At 34.7% G+C, this 25405-nt stretch carries 22 protein-coding genes, 1 tRNA gene and 1 riboswitch; of the genes, 13 read left to right on the forward strand and 10 right to left on the reverse strand.

What is annotated here, in order from left to right; translation table 11 throughout:
• Window positions 1–40: 40 nt before the first annotated feature.
• Window positions 41–114 (forward strand) — tRNA-Met (locus ACVFVN_RS13730).
• A gap of 112 nt (window positions 115–226) precedes the next feature.
• Here ACVFVN_RS13730 and ACVFVN_RS13735 read toward each other — a convergent pair.
• Together ACVFVN_RS13735 and ACVFVN_RS13740 are read right to left on the reverse strand one after the other, a co-directional pair.
• Entirely contained in the window at window positions 227–562 is a 336-nt protein-coding gene (locus ACVFVN_RS13735; RefSeq protein WP_456235707.1) for a DUF3276 family protein, read from the reverse strand.
• Between the two features lie 138 nt (window positions 563–700).
• Entirely contained in the window at window positions 701–2389 is a 1689-nt protein-coding gene (locus tag ACVFVN_RS13740) for an ABC transporter ATP-binding protein (protein WP_456235708.1), read from the reverse strand.
• Window positions 2390–2539: 150 nt separating this feature from the next.
• Between ACVFVN_RS13740 and mqo the strand changes: the two genes are divergently transcribed.
• Genes mqo through ACVFVN_RS13755 form a run of 3 tightly spaced genes read left to right on the forward strand, consistent with a single transcriptional unit; the run spans window position 2540 to window position 5043 of the window.
• The gene (mqo, locus tag ACVFVN_RS13745; RefSeq protein ID WP_165136242.1) at window positions 2540–4027 is read left to right on the forward strand and encodes a malate dehydrogenase (quinone); all 1488 of its coding nucleotides are present in this window, start codon (window positions 2540–2542) and stop codon (window positions 4025–4027) included.
• A gap of 2 nt (window positions 4028–4029) precedes the next feature.
• Window positions 4030–4425, forward strand: coding sequence for a hypothetical protein (locus tag ACVFVN_RS13750; protein ID WP_456235709.1), 396 nt, complete (start codon window positions 4030–4032; stop codon window positions 4423–4425).
• Window positions 4426–5043, forward strand: a complete 618-nt coding sequence (locus tag ACVFVN_RS13755) for a DUF1684 domain-containing protein (protein WP_456235710.1) — start codon at window positions 4426–4428, stop codon at window positions 5041–5043.
• Here the strand turns inward: ACVFVN_RS13755 and recO are convergent.
• From recO to ACVFVN_RS13775, 4 genes are read right to left on the reverse strand one after another with little or no spacing between them, the layout of a single operon-like run.
• A complete protein-coding gene (gene recO, locus ACVFVN_RS13760; RefSeq protein WP_456235711.1) occupies window positions 5040–5729 on the reverse strand; it encodes a DNA repair protein RecO in 690 nt (229 codons plus the stop codon). The two genes, ACVFVN_RS13755 and recO, sit on opposite strands and share 4 nt — an antisense overlap.
• Window positions 5729–7975: a type IX secretion system anionic LPS delivery protein PorZ gene (porZ, locus tag ACVFVN_RS13765; RefSeq protein ID WP_456235712.1), complete on the reverse strand. Its 2247-nt coding sequence runs from the start codon at window positions 7973–7975 to the stop codon at window positions 5729–5731. The genes recO and porZ overlap by 1 nt, the downstream gene beginning before the upstream one ends.
• Before the next feature lies 1 nt (window position 7976).
• Complete coding sequence (locus ACVFVN_RS13770; protein WP_165136257.1) at window positions 7977–8927, reverse strand: bifunctional metallophosphatase/5'-nucleotidase; 951 nt, start codon at window positions 8925–8927, stop codon at window positions 7977–7979.
• Between the two features lie 6 nt (window positions 8928–8933).
• Complete coding sequence (locus tag ACVFVN_RS13775; protein ID WP_456235713.1) at window positions 8934–9680, reverse strand: 5'-nucleotidase C-terminal domain-containing protein; 747 nt, start codon at window positions 9678–9680, stop codon at window positions 8934–8936.
• 220 nt (window positions 9681–9900) lie between these two features.
• Between ACVFVN_RS13775 and dapA the strand changes: the two genes are divergently transcribed.
• Both dapA and ACVFVN_RS13785 read left to right on the forward strand, forming a co-directional pair.
• A complete protein-coding gene (dapA, locus tag ACVFVN_RS13780) occupies window positions 9901–10773 on the forward strand; it encodes a 4-hydroxy-tetrahydrodipicolinate synthase (RefSeq protein WP_456235714.1) in 873 nt (290 codons plus the stop codon).
• Window positions 10774–10814: 41 nt separating this feature from the next.
• Window positions 10815–11309 carry a GNAT family N-acetyltransferase gene (locus ACVFVN_RS13785; protein ID WP_456235715.1) on the forward strand — a complete coding sequence of 165 codons (495 nt, stop codon included), beginning with the start codon at window positions 10815–10817 and terminating at the stop codon, window positions 11307–11309.
• Here ACVFVN_RS13785 and ACVFVN_RS13790 read toward each other — a convergent pair.
• On the reverse strand, window positions 11285–12595 hold the full coding sequence (locus tag ACVFVN_RS13790; protein WP_456235716.1) for a Na+/H+ antiporter NhaC family protein: 1311 nt from the start codon (window positions 12593–12595) through the stop codon (window positions 11285–11287). The two genes, ACVFVN_RS13785 and ACVFVN_RS13790, sit on opposite strands and share 25 nt — an antisense overlap.
• 34 nt (window positions 12596–12629) lie before the next feature.
• Window positions 12630–12723: riboswitch (SAM-I-IV-variant riboswitch) on the reverse strand.
• Window positions 12724–12761: 38 nt separating this feature from the next.
• Window positions 12762–14849: an ATP-dependent DNA helicase RecG gene (gene recG / locus ACVFVN_RS13795; RefSeq protein ID WP_456235717.1), complete on the reverse strand. Its 2088-nt coding sequence runs from the start codon at window positions 14847–14849 to the stop codon at window positions 12762–12764.
• A 178-nt stretch (window positions 14850–15027) separates the two neighbouring features.
• Here recG and ACVFVN_RS13800 point away from each other — a divergent pair, with 178 nt between their 5' ends.
• Window positions 15028–16296 carry an alkaline phosphatase family protein gene (locus ACVFVN_RS13800; RefSeq protein ID WP_456235718.1) on the forward strand — a complete coding sequence of 423 codons (1269 nt, stop codon included), beginning with the start codon at window positions 15028–15030 and terminating at the stop codon, window positions 16294–16296.
• Window positions 16297–16346: 50 nt separating this feature from the next.
• Window positions 16347–16742: a lipocalin family protein gene (locus ACVFVN_RS13805; RefSeq protein WP_456235719.1), complete on the forward strand. Its 396-nt coding sequence runs from the start codon at window positions 16347–16349 to the stop codon at window positions 16740–16742.
• Window positions 16743–16797: 55 nt separating this feature from the next.
• On the opposite strand, the gene ACVFVN_RS13810 is transcribed toward ACVFVN_RS13805, so the two are convergent.
• On the reverse strand, window positions 16798–18492 hold the full coding sequence (locus tag ACVFVN_RS13810; protein WP_456235720.1) for an OmpA family protein: 1695 nt from the start codon (window positions 18490–18492) through the stop codon (window positions 16798–16800).
• Between the two features lie 115 nt (window positions 18493–18607).
• Between ACVFVN_RS13810 and ACVFVN_RS13815 the strand changes: the two genes are divergently transcribed.
• The gene (locus tag ACVFVN_RS13815; RefSeq protein ID WP_456235721.1) at window positions 18608–19828 is read left to right on the forward strand and encodes a hypothetical protein; all 1221 of its coding nucleotides are present in this window, start codon (window positions 18608–18610) and stop codon (window positions 19826–19828) included.
• A 16-nt stretch (window positions 19829–19844) separates the two neighbouring features.
• Here ACVFVN_RS13815 and ACVFVN_RS13820 read toward each other — a convergent pair whose 3' ends face one another.
• Complete coding sequence (locus ACVFVN_RS13820; protein ID WP_456235722.1) at window positions 19845–20975, reverse strand: serine hydrolase domain-containing protein; 1131 nt, start codon at window positions 20973–20975, stop codon at window positions 19845–19847.
• 444 nt (window positions 20976–21419) lie between these two features.
• Between ACVFVN_RS13820 and ACVFVN_RS13825 the strand changes: the two genes are divergently transcribed.
• The 4 genes from ACVFVN_RS13825 (at window position 21420) to ACVFVN_RS13840 (ending at window position 25159) form a co-directional block, all read left to right on the forward strand.
• Entirely contained in the window at window positions 21420–22127 is a 708-nt protein-coding gene (locus ACVFVN_RS13825; RefSeq protein WP_456235723.1) for a tetratricopeptide repeat protein, read from the forward strand.
• A gap of 72 nt (window positions 22128–22199) precedes the next feature.
• Window positions 22200–22724, forward strand: coding sequence for a hypothetical protein (locus ACVFVN_RS13830; RefSeq protein ID WP_456235724.1), 525 nt, complete (start codon window positions 22200–22202; stop codon window positions 22722–22724).
• A gap of 3 nt (window positions 22725–22727) precedes the next feature.
• Window positions 22728–23009: a helix-turn-helix transcriptional regulator gene (locus tag ACVFVN_RS13835; protein ID WP_456235725.1), complete on the forward strand. Its 282-nt coding sequence runs from the start codon at window positions 22728–22730 to the stop codon at window positions 23007–23009.
• Between the two features lie 191 nt (window positions 23010–23200).
• Window positions 23201–25159, forward strand: a complete 1959-nt coding sequence (locus ACVFVN_RS13840; RefSeq protein ID WP_456235726.1) for a T9SS type A sorting domain-containing protein — start codon at window positions 23201–23203, stop codon at window positions 25157–25159.
• The last annotated feature ends 246 nt before the right edge of the window (window positions 25160–25405 follow it).

Here is a 25405-nt window from a genome sequence, read left to right on the forward strand (position 1 = left end):
GTGCAAGTGCAAATTTTTTCTATATTTGCACCACAAAATCGGCGAGGTAGCTCAGATGGTTAGAGCGCAGGATTCATAACCCTGAGGTCACGGGTTCAATTCCCGTCTTCGCTACAAAAGACACTTATTTGATAGGTGTCTTTTTTTTGTCTTTAATTTTAAAATTAAGGCAAAAAAAACATCCTAATTTTAAAATTAGGATGCCTTAGCTCTTTTCTTTTCATTCTTAAACTTCTTCGTCGGACTCTAAAGTATAAGATTTGGATTTAAAATCTTTGTCATGCTTTTCAGAAATCACATCTTCACCTTTTTGATCGATGATGAAATCTGTTGACTCATTGAACATGTCTAAGAAGTTCTTAAAATCTTCTTTGTAAAGATAGATTTTGTGCTTTTCAAAAGTTGCCTCTCCGTTTTCCCCGAAATTCTTTTTACTTTCAGTAATCGTAAGATAATAATCTCCAGCTTTTGTCTCGCGCACATCAAAGAAATAGGTTCTCCTACCTGCTTTCAATACTTTTGTGAAAATTTCATTTTCGTGGCGTTCCTTGTATTCACTCATTTGTACGATATTTTTGAAATCTGTGTAAACAAATATAATAGAATTCTGCCTAATCCAAAATTATTTTTGAATTATTTATAAAGAAAATTAAAAATTCATGTATTTAATTCTGTTTTTTTGGAAAAATTAAGAGTCTTTCTATGGTAGGTAAAGTATTTTGTCTGCACGTTTTGCGCTTGATTCTCTGTGTGTTATAATAACAGAAGTCGCACTTTGCAAATCCTTCTCAATGTTTTGTAAAATATTTTCCTCGGTTTCTGTATCCAAGGCAGAAAGGCTATCATCGAACACAAGAAGTTGTGGTTCTTTTATTAATGCTCTAGCAATACAAATACGCTGTTTTTGTCCACCAGAAAGCATTACACCACGTTCTCCTACAACTGTGTCGTATTGATCTTTGAACTCGATGATGTTTTTATGCACATCGGCTTTTTTAGCAAATGTGGTGATGAGGTCTTTCCCTGGATTGTCGATGGCAAAACCAATATTATAACCTATCGTATCAGAAAATAAGTAACTTTCTTGAGGAATGTAGCCAATCTTTTGGCGATAATTTTCGAGATTGTGATCTTTCAAACTTTTACCATCGATCAAAATTTCACCTTCATCGGGATCAATTAAACGGCAAAGTAATAAAGCAATAGTAGACTTTCCACTACCAGTTTTTCCCATAATGGCAAGTGTTTCACCAGCATTTACTTTAAAACTTATGTTCTCCAAAGCTTTAATTCCCGTATTTGGATAAGTGTAGCTAACATTACGAAATTCGATATCGCCTTTTATAGGATATTCTTCATGGTTTTTGTTAATGATTGTAGACTTCATTTCTAAAAATTCATTAACACGTTGCATGGATGCTTCGGCTCTTTGGTTGACCGATGTTACCCAACCAACCATAGAGAATGGCCATATCAGAATGTTAATATATAAAAAGAAATCGGCAATGGTACCCACGCTCATTTCGCCAGCAATGTACTTTTGCCCGCCGATGTAGATAACCGCCACGTTAAGGAGTCCGATAACAAATAAGATGATTGTAAAGAAATAAGCTTCTGTTTTTGCAAGATCTAAAGCTTTGTCTTGGTAATCCTTGACTTTGATGCCGTAATTACGTTCGATGTATTTTTCTTTACTAAAATATTTAACAACGCGAATGCCCGAAAAACTGTCTTGGACAAAAGTCGAAATTGCAGATTGGCTTTTCTGCATGGTCTTCGATTTTTTGTTGATAATATCGCTAACCTTATAAATTACAAATGACAAAATGGGCAATGGTAACAAGGTCCACAAAGTCATTTCGACATCAGTCATCAACATATAAGTACTCGTGATAATCAACAAAATTGCAAGGTTGACCACATACATCACCCCAGGACCTAGATACATGCGGATGGCTACAACGTCTTCGCTTAATCTGTTCATAAGATCACCAATTGTGGTTTTCTTATAATCTGTTAGCGATAATTCTTCGTAATGTCTAAAGATTTTATTTTTAAGCTCATATTCGATTCTTCGTGATGCAACGATAATGGTCTGGCGCATCATAAAAGTGAAAAATCCAGACAATAATGAACAAAGTAATAATATCCCGGAATTGATGAAAATAATGCGGAAATAATCCCAATTGGCTTTTACGTTATCAAAAATACTTGCCTCTTTAGAAAGTTTCAGATTGTCGTAATTACCTTCAATGATATTAATGGTTTGTCCAACAAATTGAACTTTGTAAATAGCAAAAAAATTACTGAGTATGATGAATAAAAATCCCCAAAAAAGGAGTACTCGATGTTTCCAAAAATAAGGGTTTAAGGTTTTTAAAGCTTTCATTATTTAAAAAAGCTTAGTCATTTCAATAGGCTAAACTTGGTCGTAAATTTACGAAAATATTTTTCAAGATATTCGGCAAATTAATTGCTTAGAAAGACTTCTTTGGTACGGAATTTTCTGCAAAATTTTGCATTAAACAATATAAATGTAATGGATACTCCGAAACCGAAATACGACCTTGTACTGATAGGTGGTGGTATTATGAGTGCAACATTGGGAACCATCGTTCACCAATTAGAACCCAATCTTAAAGTCGCAATTTTTGAACGTCTGGATGACGTTGCTAAAGAAAGTTCTGATGCCTGGAACAATGCTGGAACAGGGCATTCCGCTTTTTGCGAACTCAATTATACACCCCAAAAAAAAGATGGAAGTATTGATATCAAAAAAGCTGAAAAAATCGCTGAACAATTTGAAGTTTCTAAACAGTTTTGGTCTTATTTAATTGAAAATAAGTTAATCAGCAAGCCTAAAGATTTTATAAATTCTTGCCCGCACATGAGCTTTGTAATGGGCGAACACGATGTTGATTTTCTTCGAAAACGACACGCTGCGATGACAAAATCTCATCTTTTTGAAGGAATGGAATTTTCTGACAATCACGAAAATCTTCAGAAATGGATACCTTTAATCATGAGAAAACGTAACCCTAGTGACAAGTTAGCAGCCACCAAAATGGATATGGGGACAGATGTTAATTATGGCGCTTTAACAAAAAAACTAATTCATCATTTACAAGAAGATAGCAGTGTGGAAGTTTTCACGTTTCATGAAGTTAAGGATATTAGCTTGCAAGATGACGGCGAATGGCGCCTTACCGTGAAAGATCGTAAGAATCTCCATAAACAAGAAGTTGATGCACGATTTGTTTTCATAGGTGCGGGAGGTTATGCTTTGCCACTGTTAGATAGTTCTGATATTAATGAAAGTGCTGGTTATGGAGGCTTCCCAGTAAGTGGACAATGGTTGGTTTCGAAAAATCCAGAGTTGATCGCACAGCACAAAGTGAAAGCGTATACGCAAGCTACAGTTGATGCACCGCCGATGTCTGTGCCGCATTTGGATCTTAGAATTATCGATGGGGAAGAAGCTTTGTTGTTTGGTCCGTTCGCGGGATTTTCAACAAAATTTTTAAAGGAAGGAAGTTACCTAGATTTGCCAGAAAGTATTAACTTTAAAAACATAAGATCCTTGTTCGGCGCATGGTGGCACAATTTACCTTTGACAAGATATTTGATTCAGCAAGTTGCAATGACAAAATCTCAGAGAATTGCCCATTTGAGAGATTTTATCAAAGATGCTAAAGAAGAAGATTGGGATCTTAAAATAGCTGGTCAGCGTGTACAAATCATTAAAAAAGATGCAAAACACGGTGGAAAATTAGAGTTCGGGACAGAGGTTGTTGTCAACAAAAACGGAACTATAGCCTCGCTTTTGGGTGCTTCTCCTGGAGCAAGTACATCGGTTCATGCCATGTTGAGTGTCTTGGAAAAATGTTTCCCAGAAAATATGACAGGAAAATGGAAAGACAAAATCGTAGAAATGATTCCTAGTTACGGGACGAGCTTAGCGACTGACAAAGACCTAACTGAGAAAATAAGAGCTGCCAGCAAAAAAGCTTTGGAATTAAATTATTAAAAATGGAAACGATAAAAACCAAACCGATTATAGAAACGTCCCTGATGGAGGCTACAAAAGAGCTAGAACAACTGGACAAAATGGTAATTCTACATTGCCGCTATCAATCGATTGGTTTTTTTGAAGAAAAAATAAGAATTTGGGAATCCACTTATCTTTATGATGATGCAAGTCCCAATGATATAAGTTTTCTTATCCATTGTGAAAATATTAGTCTTTACCCGCAGTGGACAGATGTGCCGCCGGGTAAGACTTTTTATTTTACTTTATATTTTACAGGCCTATCAGATTCTTGTAAAAGTTTTAGCTTGAAAGAAGTCATTGCCGAATCTGGAGGTTTTTTTGTGCCGAATATAAAACGTAACAAATCCGATGTCTATAACGTAATTATTGCTTAAATGAAACAAATTCTATTTTTTTTTATTTTTCTAAATGTCATTAATCTTAATGCACAATCTTCTAAATCATGGAAACAAAGTGTTATTGATTTTCAAAACGAACTAAACCGAGAATATAAAACGCTAGACGAAACCCCACTGCGAGGCGAGAATTTTGAAAAATTTAAACGTCATCCATTTTTTCCAATTAACAAAAAATACTATGTTGTAGCCAGATTAGAGAAAGCTACTTCCGAAAAAAAAATGATTATGCCAACCTCTTCTGGGAAATCAAAATCATTTACAGAATATGCTAAAGCTTATTTTAAATTGAATGAGAAAAACCAGGAATTGACACTTTATACCAACGATGCTTTGCAGGATAATCCCAAATATGCAAATCTCGTTTTTCTACCATTTAGAGATTTGACAAACGAGGATAAAACCTATGGTGGCGGGCGCTACCTTGATTTGGAAAAAGTTGATGGCGATACTATGATGATCGATTTTAATAAAGCTTATCAGCTTTATTGCGCTTACAATGCTTATGATTATAGTTGTCCTTTAGTACCAGATCAAAATAAATTAAATGTAGCGATTGAGGCCGGTGTAATGTATGATGATGTCTACCATCATTAGAAAATATCCTGGATGATTTCTAATGATTTTGGGGTTCTGAAATCCACAAAATGAAAATGATAATACAACAAAAGACTGTCTAAGAATTTTCTGCGTTGTTCTCTTTTTAAAGTTAAATCATAAGGCTTTTCCTTGGCCAAGTAGGCTTTCCAGATTGTAGAATTTTCTTTATCAAATAAATAATGAACTTCGGAATGGACAAAAGTTCCTGTTTCTGGATTGAGATATGGCGCGTCGTTTTCCAAAGGTGCCCAACCTTGGATTTTAATTATTTTAAGCATCAAAACCAAATGCGCTTCCATGTTGGCGCATTCCACTTCATGTAAAAACTCAGAAATAGCTTGGTACAGTTTTGTGTTGGCTTGGTTTTCGTGTTTTAAAATTTGATTTAAAAGATCCGCAATATAGAAGATAATGGCATTGGCCTTTATGTCTTGGTACAAGTCATTTTTGTTGACCGATTCTATACTAGATACACTTAACAACTCCGAATTGAATTTGCTTTTTGAAGTGATTAATGCAATTTCATTTAATGGAAATAGATAAGCTTTCTTTTTGTTTCTTACGGAATATATACCTTTTACATAAAAAGTTAAATAAGCACTTTCTTCTGTATAACAGTGCAATATAGCATCATTATCTCCATATCTGATGTGGGAAAGAAGAAAGGCTTTGTAAGAGTTCATTAATTAACTACGGCAATTTTTGCAGTTTTTGTATCAGTACCATCTTCGTTGGTCATCAACACGAAATAAATTCCAGAGGCAACGCGAGCGCCTTTTGCATTGTTAAGATTCCATTCGTAATAACCACCACGGGCAACTGCAGAATGCACAACATTGCCAGCAGCATCTGTTATGCGGATGTTGGTTTTGGCAGCTAGACCTTTTATATAAACATTGCCTTTGTGCTGTGCATATACGACAGGATTGGGGTAAACCAAAACGTCGCCAAAGTTTTCTGTAACATCCGCAACATCACCTTGGTATACCATAATGCCATCAGCTGTTGCGAAATAGACTTTACCTGTTTTGCTGTCAATTTGGACATCTGTCACGGTGTCATTTGGTAGCGGCGAATTAGATTTTGTAAAATGTTGATAAGTCTGCTCTCCATTTGGACTAAGATAGAAAACGCCACCGCCTGCAATAGAAATCCATTTTTGATTTCCTGAATCTACAGCAATCTGCAATATTTCTGAGTCACGGAAGAGTTCTTCTCCTAGTCCGTTTTCTTCAATTATTATAGGTTCGGTCTGTGGTTTGTCTTCATTAAAAGCTGCTTTGGGGTTGGATAGAATTCTAAGACCTTTGTGTCCTCCAATCCACAAATTATCATTTTTATCTAAAGCAACACTAATTGCATCACTTGATGGTAGATTATTATCTTTTGTAAGATACTTAAGTGGATTAGTTGATGAAGAAGGATTGTTACCATAATCATACATAATTAAACCACTATTGTCGGCTCTAGGAGCGGGAATGTACATGGTGTTGTCCTTTAAAAGGGGCTTTTGAGCACGATTTGCATTAATTAAGGGAATTGTTATAAAATCGTCTGTACTTCGATTGTATAAATAATAACCGACATATCCAATATTTGGATTGTCTTTATATAAAGTACTAATTGTTACAAATAAATTATTGTTCTGATCGAAATCAACACTTGTGGGCCTGTTATATCCTGCAGGTCCATCACCTGACATATATAGTTTAGTAAATTGATCGTTTTTCATTTTGTAAATACCTTTTTGTCCTTGGATGGTAGAGTAGTTTACAAAATATACTTCATTCGTGTCTAATGGGTTAGGAGTAACATCAAGTAAGTTAAATAATGTAGAATTATTTTTAAAATACTCTGGATAACTCCAAGTTTGACCGTTAAAATAATAATACCCTAGGTTGGTAAATATTTCTTTGTCATAATTATCGCGGCTTCCGGTAGAAACCCATATTTTATTATCTATAATACTTAATTTATAGGAGAAGTTATTATACGGTCCATCTGGTTTAAAACTAGATTGGCTTTCATTAAGGAGCCCATTTAATTTTGTTGCAGAAAAAAACTGATTGTTAAGCGCATAACCAGAATTAAGTTCTTCAGAAAAGTCGATGTTTTTTTGTAATGCACCAGAGCTTTTATTAAAAATATATAATCGGCTGCCATCAGCAACAATTATATTTTGTGCCGTTATCACAACATCTTTTACATTGCTAAAATTTTGTGGCAAAGCGGTGGTTGATGTTATATTAGCTCCATACCTCACTTGGTTTGCATTAGAATACGCAATGATATCTTTTGTAGCGATGTTTGTAAAACTACCAGCACTTTGCGTTGTCCAAGTTGAATATACCGGGAAAGTGGTATCAATTGCGTGGGTTAAAAGTCCATTCTGTGTGGCGACTACAACTTTTTCATCGATAATGCCAGCTTCGAGAGCTGCATTGTAATTTCCTCCAATATTAAAAAATGCACTTTCACCAAATTCTCTTTTGTCAAGATTAAAAATAGAAACGCCATATCCAGCCGAGATAACCGCCTTATTCCCAGAAATAGAAATGTGATTAATTTTTTTATCTCCTAAATACCCCATTGCAATTGGAATGTCAACGATAAGGAACACACCTTCTGGTGTAATAACGTCCATTGCACCAGATTTGTAACCTACAAGTCCGATTTGTGTTTCCGGATTGTAATCAAAAGCTGTTATTTTAACTTCGTGTAAGCCATTGGCTTTTGATAATTTTTTAATTTCGCCTGAGGTAGGATTATAATAAAAAATTCCGTTTTCTGTTGCAGCTATTAGTTTTTGTCCATCATCACGAATGGCCAATACGTTATTATAGGAAAACAAATCACTCCATTTTGAAGTGTTTTGTGCGGTCAATGCTCCTAAACTAAGCAATGAAGATAATAATAAAGCTTTTTTCATATTAGGCAATTATGCTTTCATCTATAACTTGATTTCTCCAAGAAATATTTTTCACAGACTTATCTTTATTAAAATAAAAATCGATTCTTCCCAACAAAAGTCCAGCCCAACCAACTTGATTCACCAAGACGTTTTTCCCGTCTTTATTAACAAAAATTTGAGGTTCTGGTAAAAAAGTGTGGGTGTGGCCTCCCAAAATAATATCGATTCCAGATGTTTTGCTGGCTAAGATTTTATCGGACATTTTCTCTGCTTCTTTTTCGTAATCGTAACCAAGATGCGATAGACAAATTACCAAATCACATTGTTTTTCTTGTCTCAAAATACGACTGTATTCTTGGGCGGTTTCTATAGGATGCAGATATTCCGTTTCCTTATAATTCGCTTTTCCTACAAGCCCCTGAAGTTCTACACCCAGCCCGAAAATTCCGACTTTTATTCCGTTTTTATTAAAAATTTTATAAGTTTCTGTTTTGCCGTCTAAAATAGTATTTTTAAAATTATAATTGGAGCAAATAAATGGAAATTTCGCATTGGGTAAAACTTTTAGAAAACCTTCTAGTCCATTATCGAAATCGTGATTTCCCATTGTTGAGGCGTCATATTGCATCATGCTCATCAATCGGAATTCTAATTCGCCACCGAAAAAGTTGAAATAAGGCGTACCCTGAAAGATGTCCCCAGAGTCCAAAAGCAAAACATTGTTTTCCTGATTTCTGATTTGTTGGATAAGACTTGCTCTTCTTGCAAAACCTCCTTGGTTGGGGTTTTTGGAGTAAGAAGCATCAAATGGTTCGATACGGCTGTGTTGATCGTTGGTGTGTAAAATGGTTAACTTAAGATCTTTCGAAGATGTCGGTGAAGTTAGCGTATTAGCAAGCGTCAAACTTGGTGTCAAACTAAGTCCTAAAGTTCCTGCGCCTAGATATTTTAAAAATTCTTTTCTTTTCATAATTTTCTATTTTAAATCCAAACGTATGTCTGTTGGAACTTTCACTTCTTTATTTTCTTTAAATTTTTGAATGAAAAGATCCCGCATTTTGATGCCTGTTCCGATCATTTGACCTTTATTGAAAAAATACATACGATCGCCACCCATTGCTAGATAGTCGGAGGTTGCGATGTTATAGATTTTGTCTTTATCAATCGGTTGTCCCGATATTAACCCCGTTTTTATTTGATTACCACTTGTCAGAATTGTAATGTGCGAAACAGGATTGTTGGTTTTGTTTTCCAAATAATATTTGAACATATCTTCCAGATCGCTGCCTTTTATTTTGACAATTACGATTTCGTTTTCGAAAGGCATGACTTCAAAAATTTGTTTGATTGTAATGTCACCTTGTGGAATAATTGTACGGATACCTCCGATGTTGATGACGCCGCCATCGATTTGTGGAATGTTGTTTTTCTTCCCCCATTCTGCGGCACCATCATAGGTGAAATCGGCTAGGAGATTTCCCAGGTTACTATTGTCACCAGTTTTGTTTAGCTCAACAGAAGTATGAGAGATTTTAATGTTCATTTGCTTTTCAAGTTCGCTTTTGTAAGGCGCAATTACTTGATTAAAATTCGGGTCTTCAACAAGTTTCACATCAATCACAATATTTTTTTGAGGGTCAATATTGCTGATGTTTTGACGTGGCGAGCAGGCGTTAAGTAGCATTAGTGAAAATGCCAGCGCCAAGATGTGTAAGCGTTTCATGTAAGGTGAAAGTTTTAGACAACAAATCTAAGGATTTTTCTTAAAGCAGATTTCTTATCTTTTTAGTAAGTAATACATTTTGCTGTGTATTTTTTCGTTCTAATATTTAATTATAAACAAACGATTGAACGCATCTTATTTTTTGAAAATTTGATAAAAGAAATTCACTTTAAAATAAAACAAAAATCATAACTTTACCTATCAGTAATTTTTTAATAATATGAGCAATTTAAAAGGTGTAGGTGTTGCATTGGTAACGCCATTTAATGAAGATTTATCGATAGATTTTGATGCGTTAACCAAGTTGGTTGACTACAATATCGATAATGGGACTAACTATCTCGTGGTTTTGGGGACAACAGCAGAAGCGGCAACACTTTCCGAGGACGAGAAGAAACAGGTTATTGAGCATATTATAAAGGTGAACAATGCACGTGTACCATTGGTATTAGGAATCGGTGGTAATAATACGATGGAAGTTAAAAAGCAAATTGAAGAAGCAGACTTGTCGGCTTTTGATGCTGTACTTTCTGTATCGCCTTATTATAACAGACCAAATCAAGAGGGGCTTTATCAACATTATAAAATGATTGCTTCTACAGGGGAAAATATTATTATTTATAATGTTCCGTCAAGAACTGGACAAAATATCGAAGCCGAAACAACTTTGAGATTGGCAAAAGAATTCCCAAATCTAATTATGATAAAAGAAGCGGCACCTAATATTCTACAATATTTTGATATTATTAGAAAGAAACCTGCAGGATTTAACCTGGTTTCTGGTGATGACGAGTTTGCACTGCCAGTGACTTTAGCGGGCGGTAACGGCGTAATTTCTGTAATCGGACAAGCTTATCCAAAAGAATTTTCAACGATGGTACAATTGGCTTTCGATGGAAAAGTGAAAGAAGCTTACGACATTCATAACAAATTGGTTAACATCACAAGATTGATTTTCGCAGAAGGAAATCCTTGCGGTATTAAAACTGTTTTAGCAGAAAAAGGAATTGTCAAAAACTATTTGAGATTGCCTTTAACAATCGCTTCGGAAGGATTGCAAGACAAGATAAAAGCAGAAATGCAAACCATCTAAAACAACATCTAGGGCTTCGGCCCTTTTTTTATTTTTAAATTATGATATCAACGAAAAAGGCGAGTCAGTTCGATATTTCTATAATTCAGGATTTGGCGAGACGCTCATGGGAAGATGCTTACGCTGAGATTTTGTCTAAAGATCAGTTGGGATATATGTTGGATAAAATGTATTCTGAACACGAGATTATGTCGCATTTTCAGAATCCGAATTATCATTATTTTTTAATTTTTGAAAAGGAGACGCCACTAGGTTTTGTCGGTTTTGAGCATCATGTTGAGTCCGACATTACAAAACTTCACCGCATTTATCTCGTTCCGGAAGCCAAAGGAAAAGGTGCTGGAAAAATTGGACTTAATCTGGTTAAAGAAAAAACGAAAGAAAATCAGGATTCTAAAATTATACTCACGGTTAACAAAAACAATTCAGCAAGACAATTCTACGAATCCCAAGGTTTTAAAGTCTATGACGAAGCCGTGTTCGACATTGGGAACAATTATGTGATGGATGATTATTTAATGGAATTTGATGTTTGATTTCGATTAAAGAAAATAAATACAAATACACAAATCAGCAATAACCAAATATAATAAGAATGTCCAACGAGCGATAGATAATCAATATTCCCTTTGCTGAAACTCATTAATATTAAAACCTGTGCGCCGTAAGGAATAATGCCTTGGATGATACAGGCAAAAATGTCCAATACAGAAGCCATTTTTCGGGGCTCTATTTGATAATGTTCAGAAACAGGTTTTGCAACTTTTCCTGTAATTAAAATCGCAATGGTGTTGTTGGCAATACAAGCGTCCACCAGACTTACCAAAATGCCCATGCCAAACATTGCCGAGAATTTTGATTGAATGCTTTTCAGGATTTTATTTAATAAAAAACGAATGCCACCAGCATATTCAATAATGCCTGCAAGTCCTCCCGTTAGTAACGACAGTAGGAAAATTTCTGTCATCGAGGTAAAACCTTCATAACTGGTTTTCGAAAATGTGATGAGGTCCATTCCCGCGCTGTACCAACCGATAATTCCAGAAACGACAATCCCGATGAGCAATACGAAAAAAACATTCATGCCTAGAAATGCCAATCCAATAACCAGAATATAAGGAATCAAAAGATAAAAATGACTGTTGTGTTCGGTGTGATGCTGTAGTGGTGGCACATCCGAATTATTTAAAAATAGAAGGACAATTGTTATTAAAAATGCGGGCGCGGCAATCCACAAGTTGGTTCGGAATTTATCCGACATTTTGCTTCCCAAAGATTGAGACGCCGCAATAGTCGTATCCGAAATCACGGAAAGATTGTCCCCAAACATCGCTCCAGTCAACAAAGCGGCAGCCATAAGGTTGATGTCAATGCCACTTTTTGTAGCCAGTTCAATAGCGATGGGCCCAAGGGCAACAATACAACCTACCGACGTTCCGGAGGCTAATGACAGAAAAGATGCTAAAATAAAAATCCCCAACGCAATGTAATTAATAGGAATATAGTCCAAACCCAAATTAACAATTGCATCAACACTTCCAGAAGCTTTTGCTACTGCTGAGAAAGCGCCTGCCAAAAGATAAATAATACACATGGTCAGCACATTCTTATCGCCACAACCTTTTAAGAATTCATTCATTTTAGTTCTAAAGGGAAGACGGATTATCAAAAATGCGGAGATAATACCCACGGCCATAGCAATAGGAGAAGGCAAGGCATAAAAATCGCCCAAATATATTCCAGCGCCTAAAAAGCTAAATACAAAAACTAAAAAAGGAATAAGGCTAATGAAGCTTTCGCGAGATTTGTTTTCGGTCGTCATGCATTGATGTTTAGTAAGACCACAGCAGAAGATTGATAACAACATTTTTTCCAAAAATTGGCTTATCGCTTTAGCACCTTGCTTGTCGTTGCAGGTTGCTACCTCTGCGGAGGTTCCTGATAATTGAGTTACAAAACTATGTTATAAATGCCAATCTTCCAAATCTTTAGGAAATCTTGCCCCACTTATTTTTGCCTTTATATTGTTTGATGTAAAAATTCTTCATGGACAAATGCTTCGGATGTACAAGCAGTGCATCTTTTTGCAACAGATGGTCAACAGCCAGTTTTGCGCTTTTTATAATCTCCGAATCGGTCATGAGGTTCAGCTTTTTGAAATCGACAACGCCGCTTTGTTGTGTTCCCAAAATGTCGCCAGGACCACGAAGCTCCATATCCACTTCAGAAATTTTGAAGCCATCGTTGGTTTCGGTCATGGTTTTAATGCGTTTTCGACTTTCGTTAGATAATTTATCAGAAGTCATAAGAATGCAATAGCTCTGTTCTGCACCACGACCAACGCGCCCGCGCAGCTGATGAAGTTGTGACAATCCAAATCGTTCAGCACTTTCGATGACCATCACAGAAGCATTTGGGACATTTACGCCAACTTCAATAACCGTTGTTGCCACCATAACTTGTGCATTTCCTGAAGCAAAATATTGCATGGCTTGATCTTTTTCATCAGGTTTCATTTTACCATGAAGCATCGCAATATTGTAACTTTTGAAATGTTGTAAAATATGATCAAAACCATCTTGAAGATTCTTGTAATCCAAAGTTTCGGACTCTTCAATTAATGGATAAACGAAATAGATTTGTCGGCCTTTTTGTAATTCTTCATGACAAAAATTGTACACATAAGCGCGGTCTTTTTCACGGCGATGTGCTGTAACAATAGGCTTTCTACCAACAGGCATTTCGTCGATTACAGAAACATCAAGGTCAGAGTAGAAGCTCATCGCTAATGTTCTCGGAATGGGCGTGGCGGTCATTACCAAAATATGAGGCGGGATTTTGTTTTTTGCCCAAAGTTTGGCACGTTGTGCAACGCCAAAACGATGTTGTTCATCAATAATTACCAAGCCTAAATTTTTGAACTGAACAATATCTTCCAATACAGCATGCGTCCCAATAAGTATAGACAGTTCCCCCGACAAAAGTTGTTCATGAATGATTTTCCGTTCAGATGTTTTTGTAGAACCCGTCAAAAGTTTGACCTTAATATCTGTGTTTTTTAATAAATCTTGAATCGAATTAAAATGTTGTTGCGCCAGAATTTCGGTGGGTGCCATCATACAGCTTTGGAAAAAATTATCCATCGCGATCAGCATTGTTAACAATGCGACCATGGTTTTTCCGGATCCAACATCGCCTTGTAGCAAACGATTCATTTGTGTGGAGCGTTTCATGTCGGTTCGTATCTCTTTCAAAACACGTTTTTGCGCGCCAGTCAAATCGAAAGGAAGTTGATGGTTATAAAAGTTATTAAAATAGTCACCAACAATTGGAAAAGGATTTCCTATAGATTTGGTGTGTTGATGTAGTTTTTTTAGTCCAAAACCTAACTGGAAAAAAAAGGCTTCCTCGAATTTTATTCTTCGCTCGGCTTCTGCAGCTAGTTTTGCATTTTGAGGAAAATGAATATTAAAATAGGCCTCCATTCGTCCCATTAATTTTAAAGATTTAATGAGGTTTTCTGGAAGATTTTCGGTTGTAAGTTGAGGTAAGTTTTTCAGAATTTCATAAATGACGTTCTGAAACAATTTGTTAGTAATGCCACGTTTGGTTAGTTTTTCGCTGCTGGAATAGACTGGAAGAAGGCTGCCAGATATGGCTTTGGTTTCATCGGTTTCTATCTCGGGATGCGGCATGGAAAAACTGTTGTTAAACGATTGGACTTTTCCGAAAATAAATATATCGCGATTAGCAGGAATAGATTCTTTCATCCATTTGGTGTAACGGAACCACACCAAATCCATTGCGCCTGTCTGGTCCCGGAATTTTGCACTTAGTCGTTTGCCTTTTGGAGAAACTACCTCTTGCAAATCTGTGATTTTCCCTTTCAACTGAACATCAATTTCTAAAGAAGGCGAAAGTTCTGCTACCGTATAGATTTTACTTTTATCGATATAACGAATCGGGTAGAAGTTAAGAAAGTCTTCTACATTGTAAATGGCCAAAACATTTTTGATGAGTTTGGCACGTTCTGGGCCAATGCCTTTGATAAATTCTATTGGAGTTTCTAGACTCAAAATGGTGTTAAAATAAAATGCAATTTACGGGTTTTAAACATAATTAAAAATAGAAAGACATTCTAAGTTCTGTTGGAATGATAAATTGATGTGCATGGATTCATTTTAATTATTTGATTCAAATTTAATCTCAGTTTCAAAAATCAAAACTACTTTTGTATAATCTAATGAAATAACAATGAAAAAGTTTTTGCTCATAATTAATTTGGTATTGTTTAATCTTATTTTCTCACAAGTTGATACGGCACAAGTGATTGTTCCGAACCGAATAAATACGGCGACCAATTTTCAAGAAAAACCTTATGTTATCATGATTTCTGTTGATGGATTTCGTTACGATTATCCGCAAAAATATCAGACAGAACATCTTAATAAATTGGCATCTCAAGGTGTAAAAGCTAAGTATATGACTCCCAGTTATCCCAGTATAACTTTCCCAAATCATTATACTTTAGTCACGGGACTTTATCCATCGCATCATGGCTTGGTTGATAATTTTTTCTATGATTACAAACGTAAAGAAGCTTATAAAATGAACGATGGAAAGGTGGTCATCGATGGCTCTTGGTATAGTGGAAAGCCACTTTGGAGTTTGGCGGAAGAACAAGGCTTGCTGTCGGCTTCGCTGTTCTGGGTGAGTTCTCAGAGCGATGCGGGCAAGACGCGTCCAACTTATTATTATAATTATCATGAAAAATTTAATAACGAAACTAAAGAAAATATTGTCCTTAACTGGCTGAAACTTCCTGAAGAAAAAAGACCACATTTTATAACATTATATTATCCAGAAGTTGATGCCAACGGTCATCATCATGGTCCAGATGCAAAAGAAACCGCACAAGCTGTAAAAAGTGTTGACCAAAGTATCGGTAATCTGGTGCAAAAAATCAATGCCTTAGGTCTTAAAAACGTGAATTTTATTTTTGTTTCTGATCATGGTATGATTAAAGTTGATAAAGAACATACGATCGATATTCCAGAGATTTTGAAAGACAGATCTCGTTTCGATTATTTTAATAGTCAAACTTTATTACGTGTGAAAGTCAAAAATGCTGATGAAATAAAACAAGTTTATAGAGAACTAAAGCGCAGCAAATCCAAAGATTACAAAATTTATACGGCGGATTGTATGCCACGACGCTTGCATTATGGAGCCAAAGATGATACATTCGGTAGAATTGGGGATATTTTTTTATTACCAAACGCCCCGAAAATTTTCTTAGAGAAAGGCAAAACGACTACTTTGGGAAAACATGGTTATGACCCTAAAAAAGTCCCTGAAATGAGAGCTGCTTTTATGGCTTGGGGCCCTGCGTTTAAAAATAATTTAGAAATTAGTGCTTTTAACAATGTCAATGTTTATCCGCTTGTGACCAAGATTTTAGGACTTAAAATTTCCAGTTCGATTGACGGTGATTACGAAATCGCTAACGAAGTTTTAAGATGATTTTGAAATTTATAAATAATATTTAAGTATTGTGAGAAACAACACTTGTAATGTGTTTGTTTGCTGTTTCTTGCAAAAAAGACTCTGATGATGATACGTCTGCAAACTACGTTGGAAAATGGTACACCATGAAATTAACAACAAGTATTAATGGTTCTGTAGAACATTATACTTTTGATGAATGTGAGAGAAAGTCAAACTTCAATATTGAAAGTTCTGGTAAATTAATCTATCAATCCTATGAAGATGGTTGTACGAATCATGATGAATATTCTGGAAATTATGATGACAAAACCAAAAAGATAAGCATTTATATTGACGGAGAAACAATCACTGGTGATGTTTCTATTAACAATAATGAAATGGTAATTACAAGTAAAGAAACTTTTACAGAAAGTGGAACAACATATACAGCAATATCACAAATATATTGCACCAAAAAATAAATTTTAAAATTTAAATTAAAAACGCCTTTCAAAAAAAATTGAAAGGCGTTTTGCTTTATTTAGCACAAATTACTTTGAACTCAGTTCTTCTGTTTTGCTGATGTTGATCTTCTGTGCAGTTGGCGTCATTGTAACATTCGTTTAACAACTTGGTTTCTCCATAACCTTTAGCAACAATTCGGTTTCTGCTAAGGCCTTTCGAAACTAAATAATTAACCGCAGAGTCGGCGCGACCTTGCGAAAGTTTCAGATTATAATCATCCGATCCACGCGAATCTGTATGCGAGGATAATTCTAATTTTACAGAGGGATTATCAGTTAAAAATTGATAAAGCTTGTCCAGTTCTGGTTTTGCATCGTTTCGGATTTCGGTTTTATCAAAATCATAGTTGATGTTTTGCAGGTTAATCGCTTTATCGCAAGTCGCTTCTTCCATACAAACCTGAAGGTTGAGAAATAACTTTTTAGTTCGGTCATTTAATTTGCCATCAAGATTTTCTGTTTGAGAAAAATAATTGCCTTTTTTCCCGTAGATACTGTATAATTCGTCTTTTTTAGCCATGAAACTAAAAGTTCCGTTGGCTGAAGTTTTCAAATTTCTGACTTCCGAAGTTGTTTCATTTTTAAGGCTGACACTTGCATAAGGAAGTGTTTTTTTTGTGTTACAATCGCTAACTTTCCCTTCGATGATGAATCTTTCGTCTTCGTTTTCCAAATCCATTTTCATAGGAATTAAGGTAATTAAAGTCGTTTTTTCAACACGTTTGCTGACCAGCGTTATATCACGAAATTTTCCTTTCAGTTCGTAATCATCAGGTTTTACATTATTAAAAGTGATTTTTCCTTCTTTATTAGACGTTCCGTAATAGGCGCGCTGACCTTGGCTGTTGATAAGTAGAACTTCTGCGTTGGGAAGCGCCTCGTCTGTATATTTGTCTTTTACGATAACTTCCAGTTTGTAAGGATAGCTTGTAGTTTTGGATTTTTTTGATGTATAAGAATTTCCGAATCGGTAAACCAAACCAGCAAATGCGCCTACAGAATGCGCTTCGTGCTCCAAGCTGCCTCGAACTTGGTAATTTTGTTCTACATTATTTTGCCCATTATTTTCTGTAAAAGGCCGATAGCCCGCAATATTTCCAGAGCCATTTTCTTTAACTTGAAAATGCTGCAAGTAATAAGCACCAAAATTTAACCCAAGATTTTCGGTAAAGAAATAATTAAATTCCAGTTGTGCTTTTGCCGAAGCTATGTTTTTGATATCGTAACTGTTATGGCTGTTAAGGTCAATGCGATTGGCTTGGTCAACATATTGTTGCACTTCTCCGTTTTTTAACGTGCTAATGCCGCCTCTTAATTTAAAAATCGCAGAAAACTCATCCGAAAATTCATGTTTAAAATTTGGTCCAATCCCGATAAACAATCTGTTGATAGGATGTTTGTCAAGTTTTATGTTATTGAGTTTAATCGTATTTAAAAATAAATTATCGCTAGGATACGTACTTTCTGTAGCATTGCTGATGTAATTAAAATCGGCACCTAGCCCAAACCAAGTCCAGAAATAATCCAGATTAACACCAATATTAACACCAGGTTTATAATTGATGAAAGGGGTTTTGTTATCCAAAGACGGCATGTCTATTCCTGCATTGATTCCTATTTTGAAACTGTTGTCAAAATCTCCGTAATACTGCGCTTTTGAGAATAAAAAAGAAGCACAAATTAAAAATAAAATATAGATTTTCCTCACGAAATTAATTTTTGTAAAAATAAGGATTTTTAAAAAGCATAATTTATAAATTGACATTTCTGGTAGAAATTAGTTTTCAGTTGGAATAAGAAGTTTATATTTGAAAAAAAAATTAATGAAGAAACTCTTATTAGTTCCAATGTTTGTTATCAGCGGATTGGCATTTTCACAGTCAAAATTTGTGGAAGCAACAATTGTTAATAGAAATGGGCAATCAGAAAAAATACTGGTAAAAACGCAGAATCAAAACAATGCTGTAACATCATTCGTAACAAAAAAGAATGACAATGATAAGGAAGTTGTTTTGTTACCCAAAGATTTTGAAAGCATTAGTTATAACTCTGGAACAAAATATGTAAGCGTTGTTACTAATTTTTCGAGATTTGATGATATTAGAATTGAAGAAAATAACTCGATCTTGCCAACCGAAAAGGCGCTTTTACTGCGCGTTGTTTTAGAAGGACCATATAACTTGTTTCAATATAATGACAGCAATTCTAGAGCGTTTTTCTATCAGGATAAAAATGGTGAAATAAAGCAATTGATTAACAAACGCTATTATCGAGATACCAATGTTGTTACGGATAATTCTTATAAAAAAGAACTTGCAAATTTATTCGGCATTTCCGAAGATAGTAAAGACATCAGATTTCTAGAGTATTACGAAGATCCTTTGAAAAAATTATTTTTAAAATACTCAGGTAGTGATGCTTCTAATAATCAAGTGAAAGTTTATTCTGAAAAAGAAAAAACAGGGAATTTCTCTATGGGCATTGTCGCCGGTGTAGTTAATTCGTCTTTGTCAATGAATTACCAAGGCGATATCGCTGCAGAAAAAGCATCCTATAAATTTTCAAATACAGGATTTTTGATTGGAGTTAATTTTGAATACAGACTCAATTTTTTCAATGCTTCGGTTTTCATCCAACCAAGTTTTCAGTCATTCACAGATGAGGTGGATTCTGCCATAAGTCCTTCGAAAAAAGTGAAGTTGGATTACAATAACATTTTGTTGCCTTTTGGCGTTAAGTATAATTTTTACAATCATGGAAAATCCACCGTGTCTGCAAAAGCAATGGGGATTCTATATTTACCAATGGATGCTAAAACGGAAAATCTTATGGATTATTCTTATGTAGGACAAGACAATAGCATCGATGCAAAATTAGGTTTTGGCATTGGCTTATCTTATGAATATAATAAAAAACTAAGTGCTGAAGTTAGATACAGCTTACCGAGAAAATTGGTGCAGTCAAAGAATGGATATGTATATTCTAGTCTATGGGATACGGAGTATAATTCGATATCCTTCATCCTTGGTTATCAATTGTTTTAAAATAATTAAATGGTGTTTACAAATTAGTAAGCACATTTTTTTTGTCTTGATTCCATATTGTTGTTAACGAATCTATTTTGATTCGGATTTGGCGATGTGTTTTATAAATTGCTTTTTTTCCTAAACTTTCATCAGCGATATTGGACAATATAATCACCGATGTTTTGGTCTCGGGATAATAAAAATTAAGCGAAGGCGCGCCTTTCACATATCCAGAATGCATATAGGTTTGTGGTGATTTGGGACTTATCATAATGCCACAAGCGTAACCTACTTTGCCTAAAATATAATGTTCAAAACTCTTCTCGGGTTTTATGAAAATTTTGAAAGATTCCTTGGTCAAAACTTTGCCATTGTATAACGCATTATTCCATAAATGAAGATCGTCAACAGTTGATAAAATACCGCCTGCAGCAATAGAAATGTGATTTTTGTCCAAACGTTTTGGCATATTAGGAACTTCTTTAGGATTATTAAGTTTTCCTAAATGAGCACTTGCAAAATTTGTCCCAGAGTACAAGTTTCCCGTTGAGGAATGTCGCATGCCTAATTTTTGGAAAAGTGCCATAACATTCTCATCATAAGATTTTCCTGTGACCACTTCGATAATGTCGCCAAGACTTTTGTAAGCATCATTGGAATAATGAAAATCAGTGCCGGGTTTGAACATCAGTTTTTCACCAAAATAATTAATGCCCGAACTGTGATGAAGAAGCTCGGAAATTGTGATGCCTTTATAAGAAGGCGTTTGAAAAGATTTTAAATATTTTGAAACCGTGTCATTAAGACTCAGTTTTTGTTGTTCTTCTAATTGTAGAATTAAAACCCCTGTAAATTGTTTGCTATTTGACGCGATAGGAAATACCGTCTGGTTGTCGATGTTAGTTTGACGTTCAAAATTAGAAAAACCTTGTGCGCGTTCGTAGATTTTTTTTTGATCCCATTCGACAGACACAATGCCATTGAATTTATTTTTTGAAATAATAGAATCTAAAATTGGGACGATTTGTGATTTTTTCTGTTCCAAAACTATGCTGTCCCGAAGTGCGTTTTGGTCTATGATTTTTTCAGCTTCTGTTTTTTCTTGTTTTTTGCAAGCGTTTAGCATTAAGATGCTTATAAACATAAGGATCAATTTCTTCTTCATCTATTTTGTGTTTTTTACGAAAATAGGAAATTTAAAGTGAAAGTATTGCTGAAGTTAGTTCTAATTTTTCAAAAGATGAAGCTGATTTTATGTCGGGAAGCCGACTTGTATGTGTTTTCGGTTGTTGGTTTTAAAGATTCTGAAACCTATAAATTTATTAATAAGTAAATTTTGTTCAATATCATAATTATTTAATTGCATAGAAGTATTTCTATAAGTTAGAAGTCTCAAGATGTTTAGCATTTTGTGGCTTTTTTTATAGCATATTCTAAATTTTTCAACAAAAAAATATTGTTTCTATCCAAAACAGTTTTTGATTAATTTTGTTTTAAGTTTAAGACAAATATTATACGGAGGAATTATGTTATTGAGATATTTTTTATTCATTTCATTTTTTTTGGACAGGCTTTCAGTGCACAAGTTGCTGCTGAAGTTGCTAGCCCTATGGTAAAAAATATTGAAGATTTGGTTAGGAAATCGGACGAAGTCGCAAAATCAAATCTAGATTCTGCCCTTTATTATAGTAAAAGAGCGGAAATACTTATTAATCAACTTCCCGAGAATAATGATAAAGTCTATGTGTATAGAATGCTCGGCAGTATTTATTTAGGCAAAGGTAATTTTGCAAGTGCATTGAATTACAGTTTATCTTCTATAAAAATTAATGATAAATTATTTAAAAAAAATCCAAACGATCAAAGTTTAATTGTAAACAAAATCCGATTAATCACACAACTTGGTAACATAGAACTACAACAAAACAATTATGACAAAGCGCTCTCAAAATATCAAGAAGTTCGAGCATTATTAAATAAAGAAAAAGTTCTGGTGCCTCAAAAAGTACAAGCTTGGCAAACAAAAATACTCAATAACATTGCAGCAACTTACGCAAAACAAAAACAATTTGATAAAGCACTTGGCTTTTTTGAGTCAGCACAAAAAATAAATACTAATCTCAACGACCCTTCATTGGAAGCCTCTTTGCTCAACAATATTGGGGTTTGTCATTTGGAAGGTAAAGAGCACAGACTTGCTATTTATTATTACAATCAATCTTTAAAAATCCGTGAAAACTTGGGCGAAGATCGCGGCGTGGCACAATGTTACAACAATTTGGGAAAAGCATATTCCGAAATTGGTGGTTACGAATAATCCAAATATTACCTCAATAACGCGCTCTCTTTAGGGAAAAATCTAGGCAATACAGAGTCTATTCTCATAAGTTTGGAACTCTTACGGAATGTTTATAAAAAATTAGGTAATTACCAGCAGGCTTTAGAAAATCAAGAGCAATATAGCCATTTGAGAAATAGTCTTTTTAATGCAGAAACGGTTAAGAAAGTTAGCGGTGTAGAGCTAAAATACGCTTTAGAAAAACAAAAAGAAGTTTATGAAGCCAATGCCCAAAAACAAGAAAGTGAAAAAGAAAAAAACCGTTTGGCGTTTTATGCCGCAGGTGGTATTTTGTTACTTTTGTTAGCCCTAGCGGCACTTTTTCTGTATTTACAAAAAACGAAACTCAAAAATGCTAAACTTTCTAATGACAAGTTGGAGCTAGAACGGAAAAATTTGTCTTTAGAAAAAGAAAAATTAACCGAAGATTTGGATTTTCAACATCGGGAAATGGCAAGCAAAGTCATGTATATTTTAAAAAAGAACGAACTTATAAAAAGTATTTCCGACCAATTGTCCACTTTGAAAGCAACAACACCTCCTCCAAATCAGAAGCAATTACAAGAAATAATCTAGGAGATGAATCAAAAAAAAGATCAAGATGTCTGGACCGAATTTGAAACCCATTTTACAAAAGTGCATCCTAATTTTTATGCAAAACTGAGTCATCAATTTCCCAATCTCACCCCGAACGAAAAAAAAATGTGTGCGTTTCTTAGACTTAATATGTCCACAAAAGATATTTCGGCCATCACGCAGCAGTCGGTTAATAGTATCATGGTTTCGCGGTCGCGTCTTCGCAAAAAGCTTAAAATACAAGGCGAAGAACAAAATCTCATCAACTTTTTAATGAATTTGTAATTTTCAAAATATTTACTAATAAACCATTGGTTTTCAATATTTTATTCTGTTTTGTATTGTTAATGTAATAATGTTTTGAGGCTTAGTACAAGTTTTGTAAGGGCGTTTTATTTAGTTTTTTTGAACAGAATAGGATATTTGTGTTGATCAAATTCAAGATTATAACGATTACTTAATTTCAGTTTTATACAATGAAAAAATTTACATTATTAGCATCGATGTTGTGTGCAGCCGTTAGCTTTAACGCGCAAGAAAAATTAACATTTGAGGATTTTTCAAAATTCGGAAACCTTGACAATAGCTTTCTGAATCACTCTAATTCCACGGTATCCAACTATGCCAATTTGTTAGGATCGCCTTCTGCGAAATCGGCAGATGAGGCTACCAGTACTTTGACGAACAAAAGATGGGGACAATTTCGAAATATTAATGATAACCAGCTTCAGACTTTCGAACTTAATTATAGTTTCGGTGCTGCTGCTAATATTAGCTTAAAACTGTTAAATGATAATCTTGCAGAAACAAAAGCGATTAATTTTGATATTCCTACAACGACTAATGATGTACAGATTATCACAAAAGCAACCAAAAATATTGGGGCTAATGATGGTAAACTAAAATTTGGTATTTATGCACATTATTTTGAAGGGGGGATGGGGCCTAACTTCCAAAAAAATAAAGTCTATATTTTTAACGAAGATGGTGAAAAGTTGCATGAGTTAGAGGCTAGTTTCTGTTTTTTCATTAACAAGCCAGATGGCTCTACGGCTATCCTGACAGCGTCGGATGACAAAGCTGGAATGACTTATAGATTGTATGATGATCAATTCAATTTCAAAAAAGAATATTTAGTAGAAAAGTTCAGAACAAGTAATTATGCGGGTAATCCATTAAGCTTTGTTAAAATTAATGGTCAAGACAAAATAGTTTTCTCTCATTATGAAAAGCAATTCATGAACACTTCTATGGTGGTGACACCAGACAATCATCTTTTGGTGCAAATTGCAGATCTGGATCTTAATATCGAAAAAGAAATTAAATTGCCTCTTACCTCGAAGTTTCCAGATGAAAATATGGTGTTCGCATTAGGAAATTTCGGAACTTTACCTTTTACAGAACAATATGCTATTACCAGCCATAACTTTAATTCGGATGATAAATTAGAAATCATCTACGCATTGAGTTACCGCGATATGGTTAATGACAAAACTTGGAGTAACTATTATGTAGCATCCGAAGATGGCACAATTGTAAAAGAAATAAATAAAGACGTTATCGCTGTGAAAGGCTTATCACCAATAGAAGGAGAAAAAGACCAAGTTGGTTTTGTCGTTGGCGATGATAATGTGATCTCTAGCATCGATATGCTAAATGTGGAAACTATGGAAGATGCGGTTTCGTTTCCCGTTATTTTCAACGAACAGTTTTTAACAACCAACTTTGATAGATTCTCCAACAATGGTACTTATAGCTATATGTTGGGAACCAATAACGGTATTAAAGATGTTGACACGAACAAATCTTATGGTATCGTAAATCAAGCTTCAAAAGACGGTGTTCTTGAAAAAGAAAATAGAATATTTATCGGTTACGATCCTGTTGGTTTCTCGGTAGTACTTAACTCTGATACGCTTAATCCTAAAGTTTATAATGACGATGAAGATATTGAGTTTTCCTACGTACATTTCCAAAAAATGCCTGTAGGAACCAAATATTATAACACCTTTAGCGTGTCCAAAGGTGGCGATGAGGTTTTGTTTACTAAAAACGGAATGGGCGATTTGGGCGATGTTAAATCCAGCAGTTTCTTGAGAAATAAAGACAATACCAAATTCACAAAACTTGGCGTGGTTTATCAAGTAGGCAATAATCCGATTATTACAAGCGAGTTTTATGACTTGCCTTTGAGTAAAACTTTGGCTGTTAATGAGATTAAAAATAAAGCACAAGTATATGTTGATAAATTAAACAACAGCCTGAACTGGAAAGATAAAGCAGAAGAATTCCAAATCTATTCTATGTCTGGACAACTTGTTAAGAGAGGTTTTAATGACAATAAAACAAGTATGGATGGTCTTGAAAAAGGTGTATACATTATCAAATTAAAATATAAAAACGAGTTGGTAACCAGTAAATTTATCGCGAATTAATTGTAGCTCGTTTTTTAAAAATCCTCTTTGTGCAAACAAAGGGGATTTTTTATTGAGACATTGTAATAGATTATTTAAAAACCTCACCAAAATAAGTGAGGCTTTTTATTTTATAAAGTTGTAACGTCCTGAAATAGCGATACAAAAAAGAAATCGTTATTATGGAAGAAAGAAGCAATTATGTAAAACGTACTCAGCGCGATTACAGTATGTCTTTTAAGTTGAGTGTTGTAAAAGAAATCGAGT

The organism is Soonwooa purpurea (genome assembly GCF_053891095.1).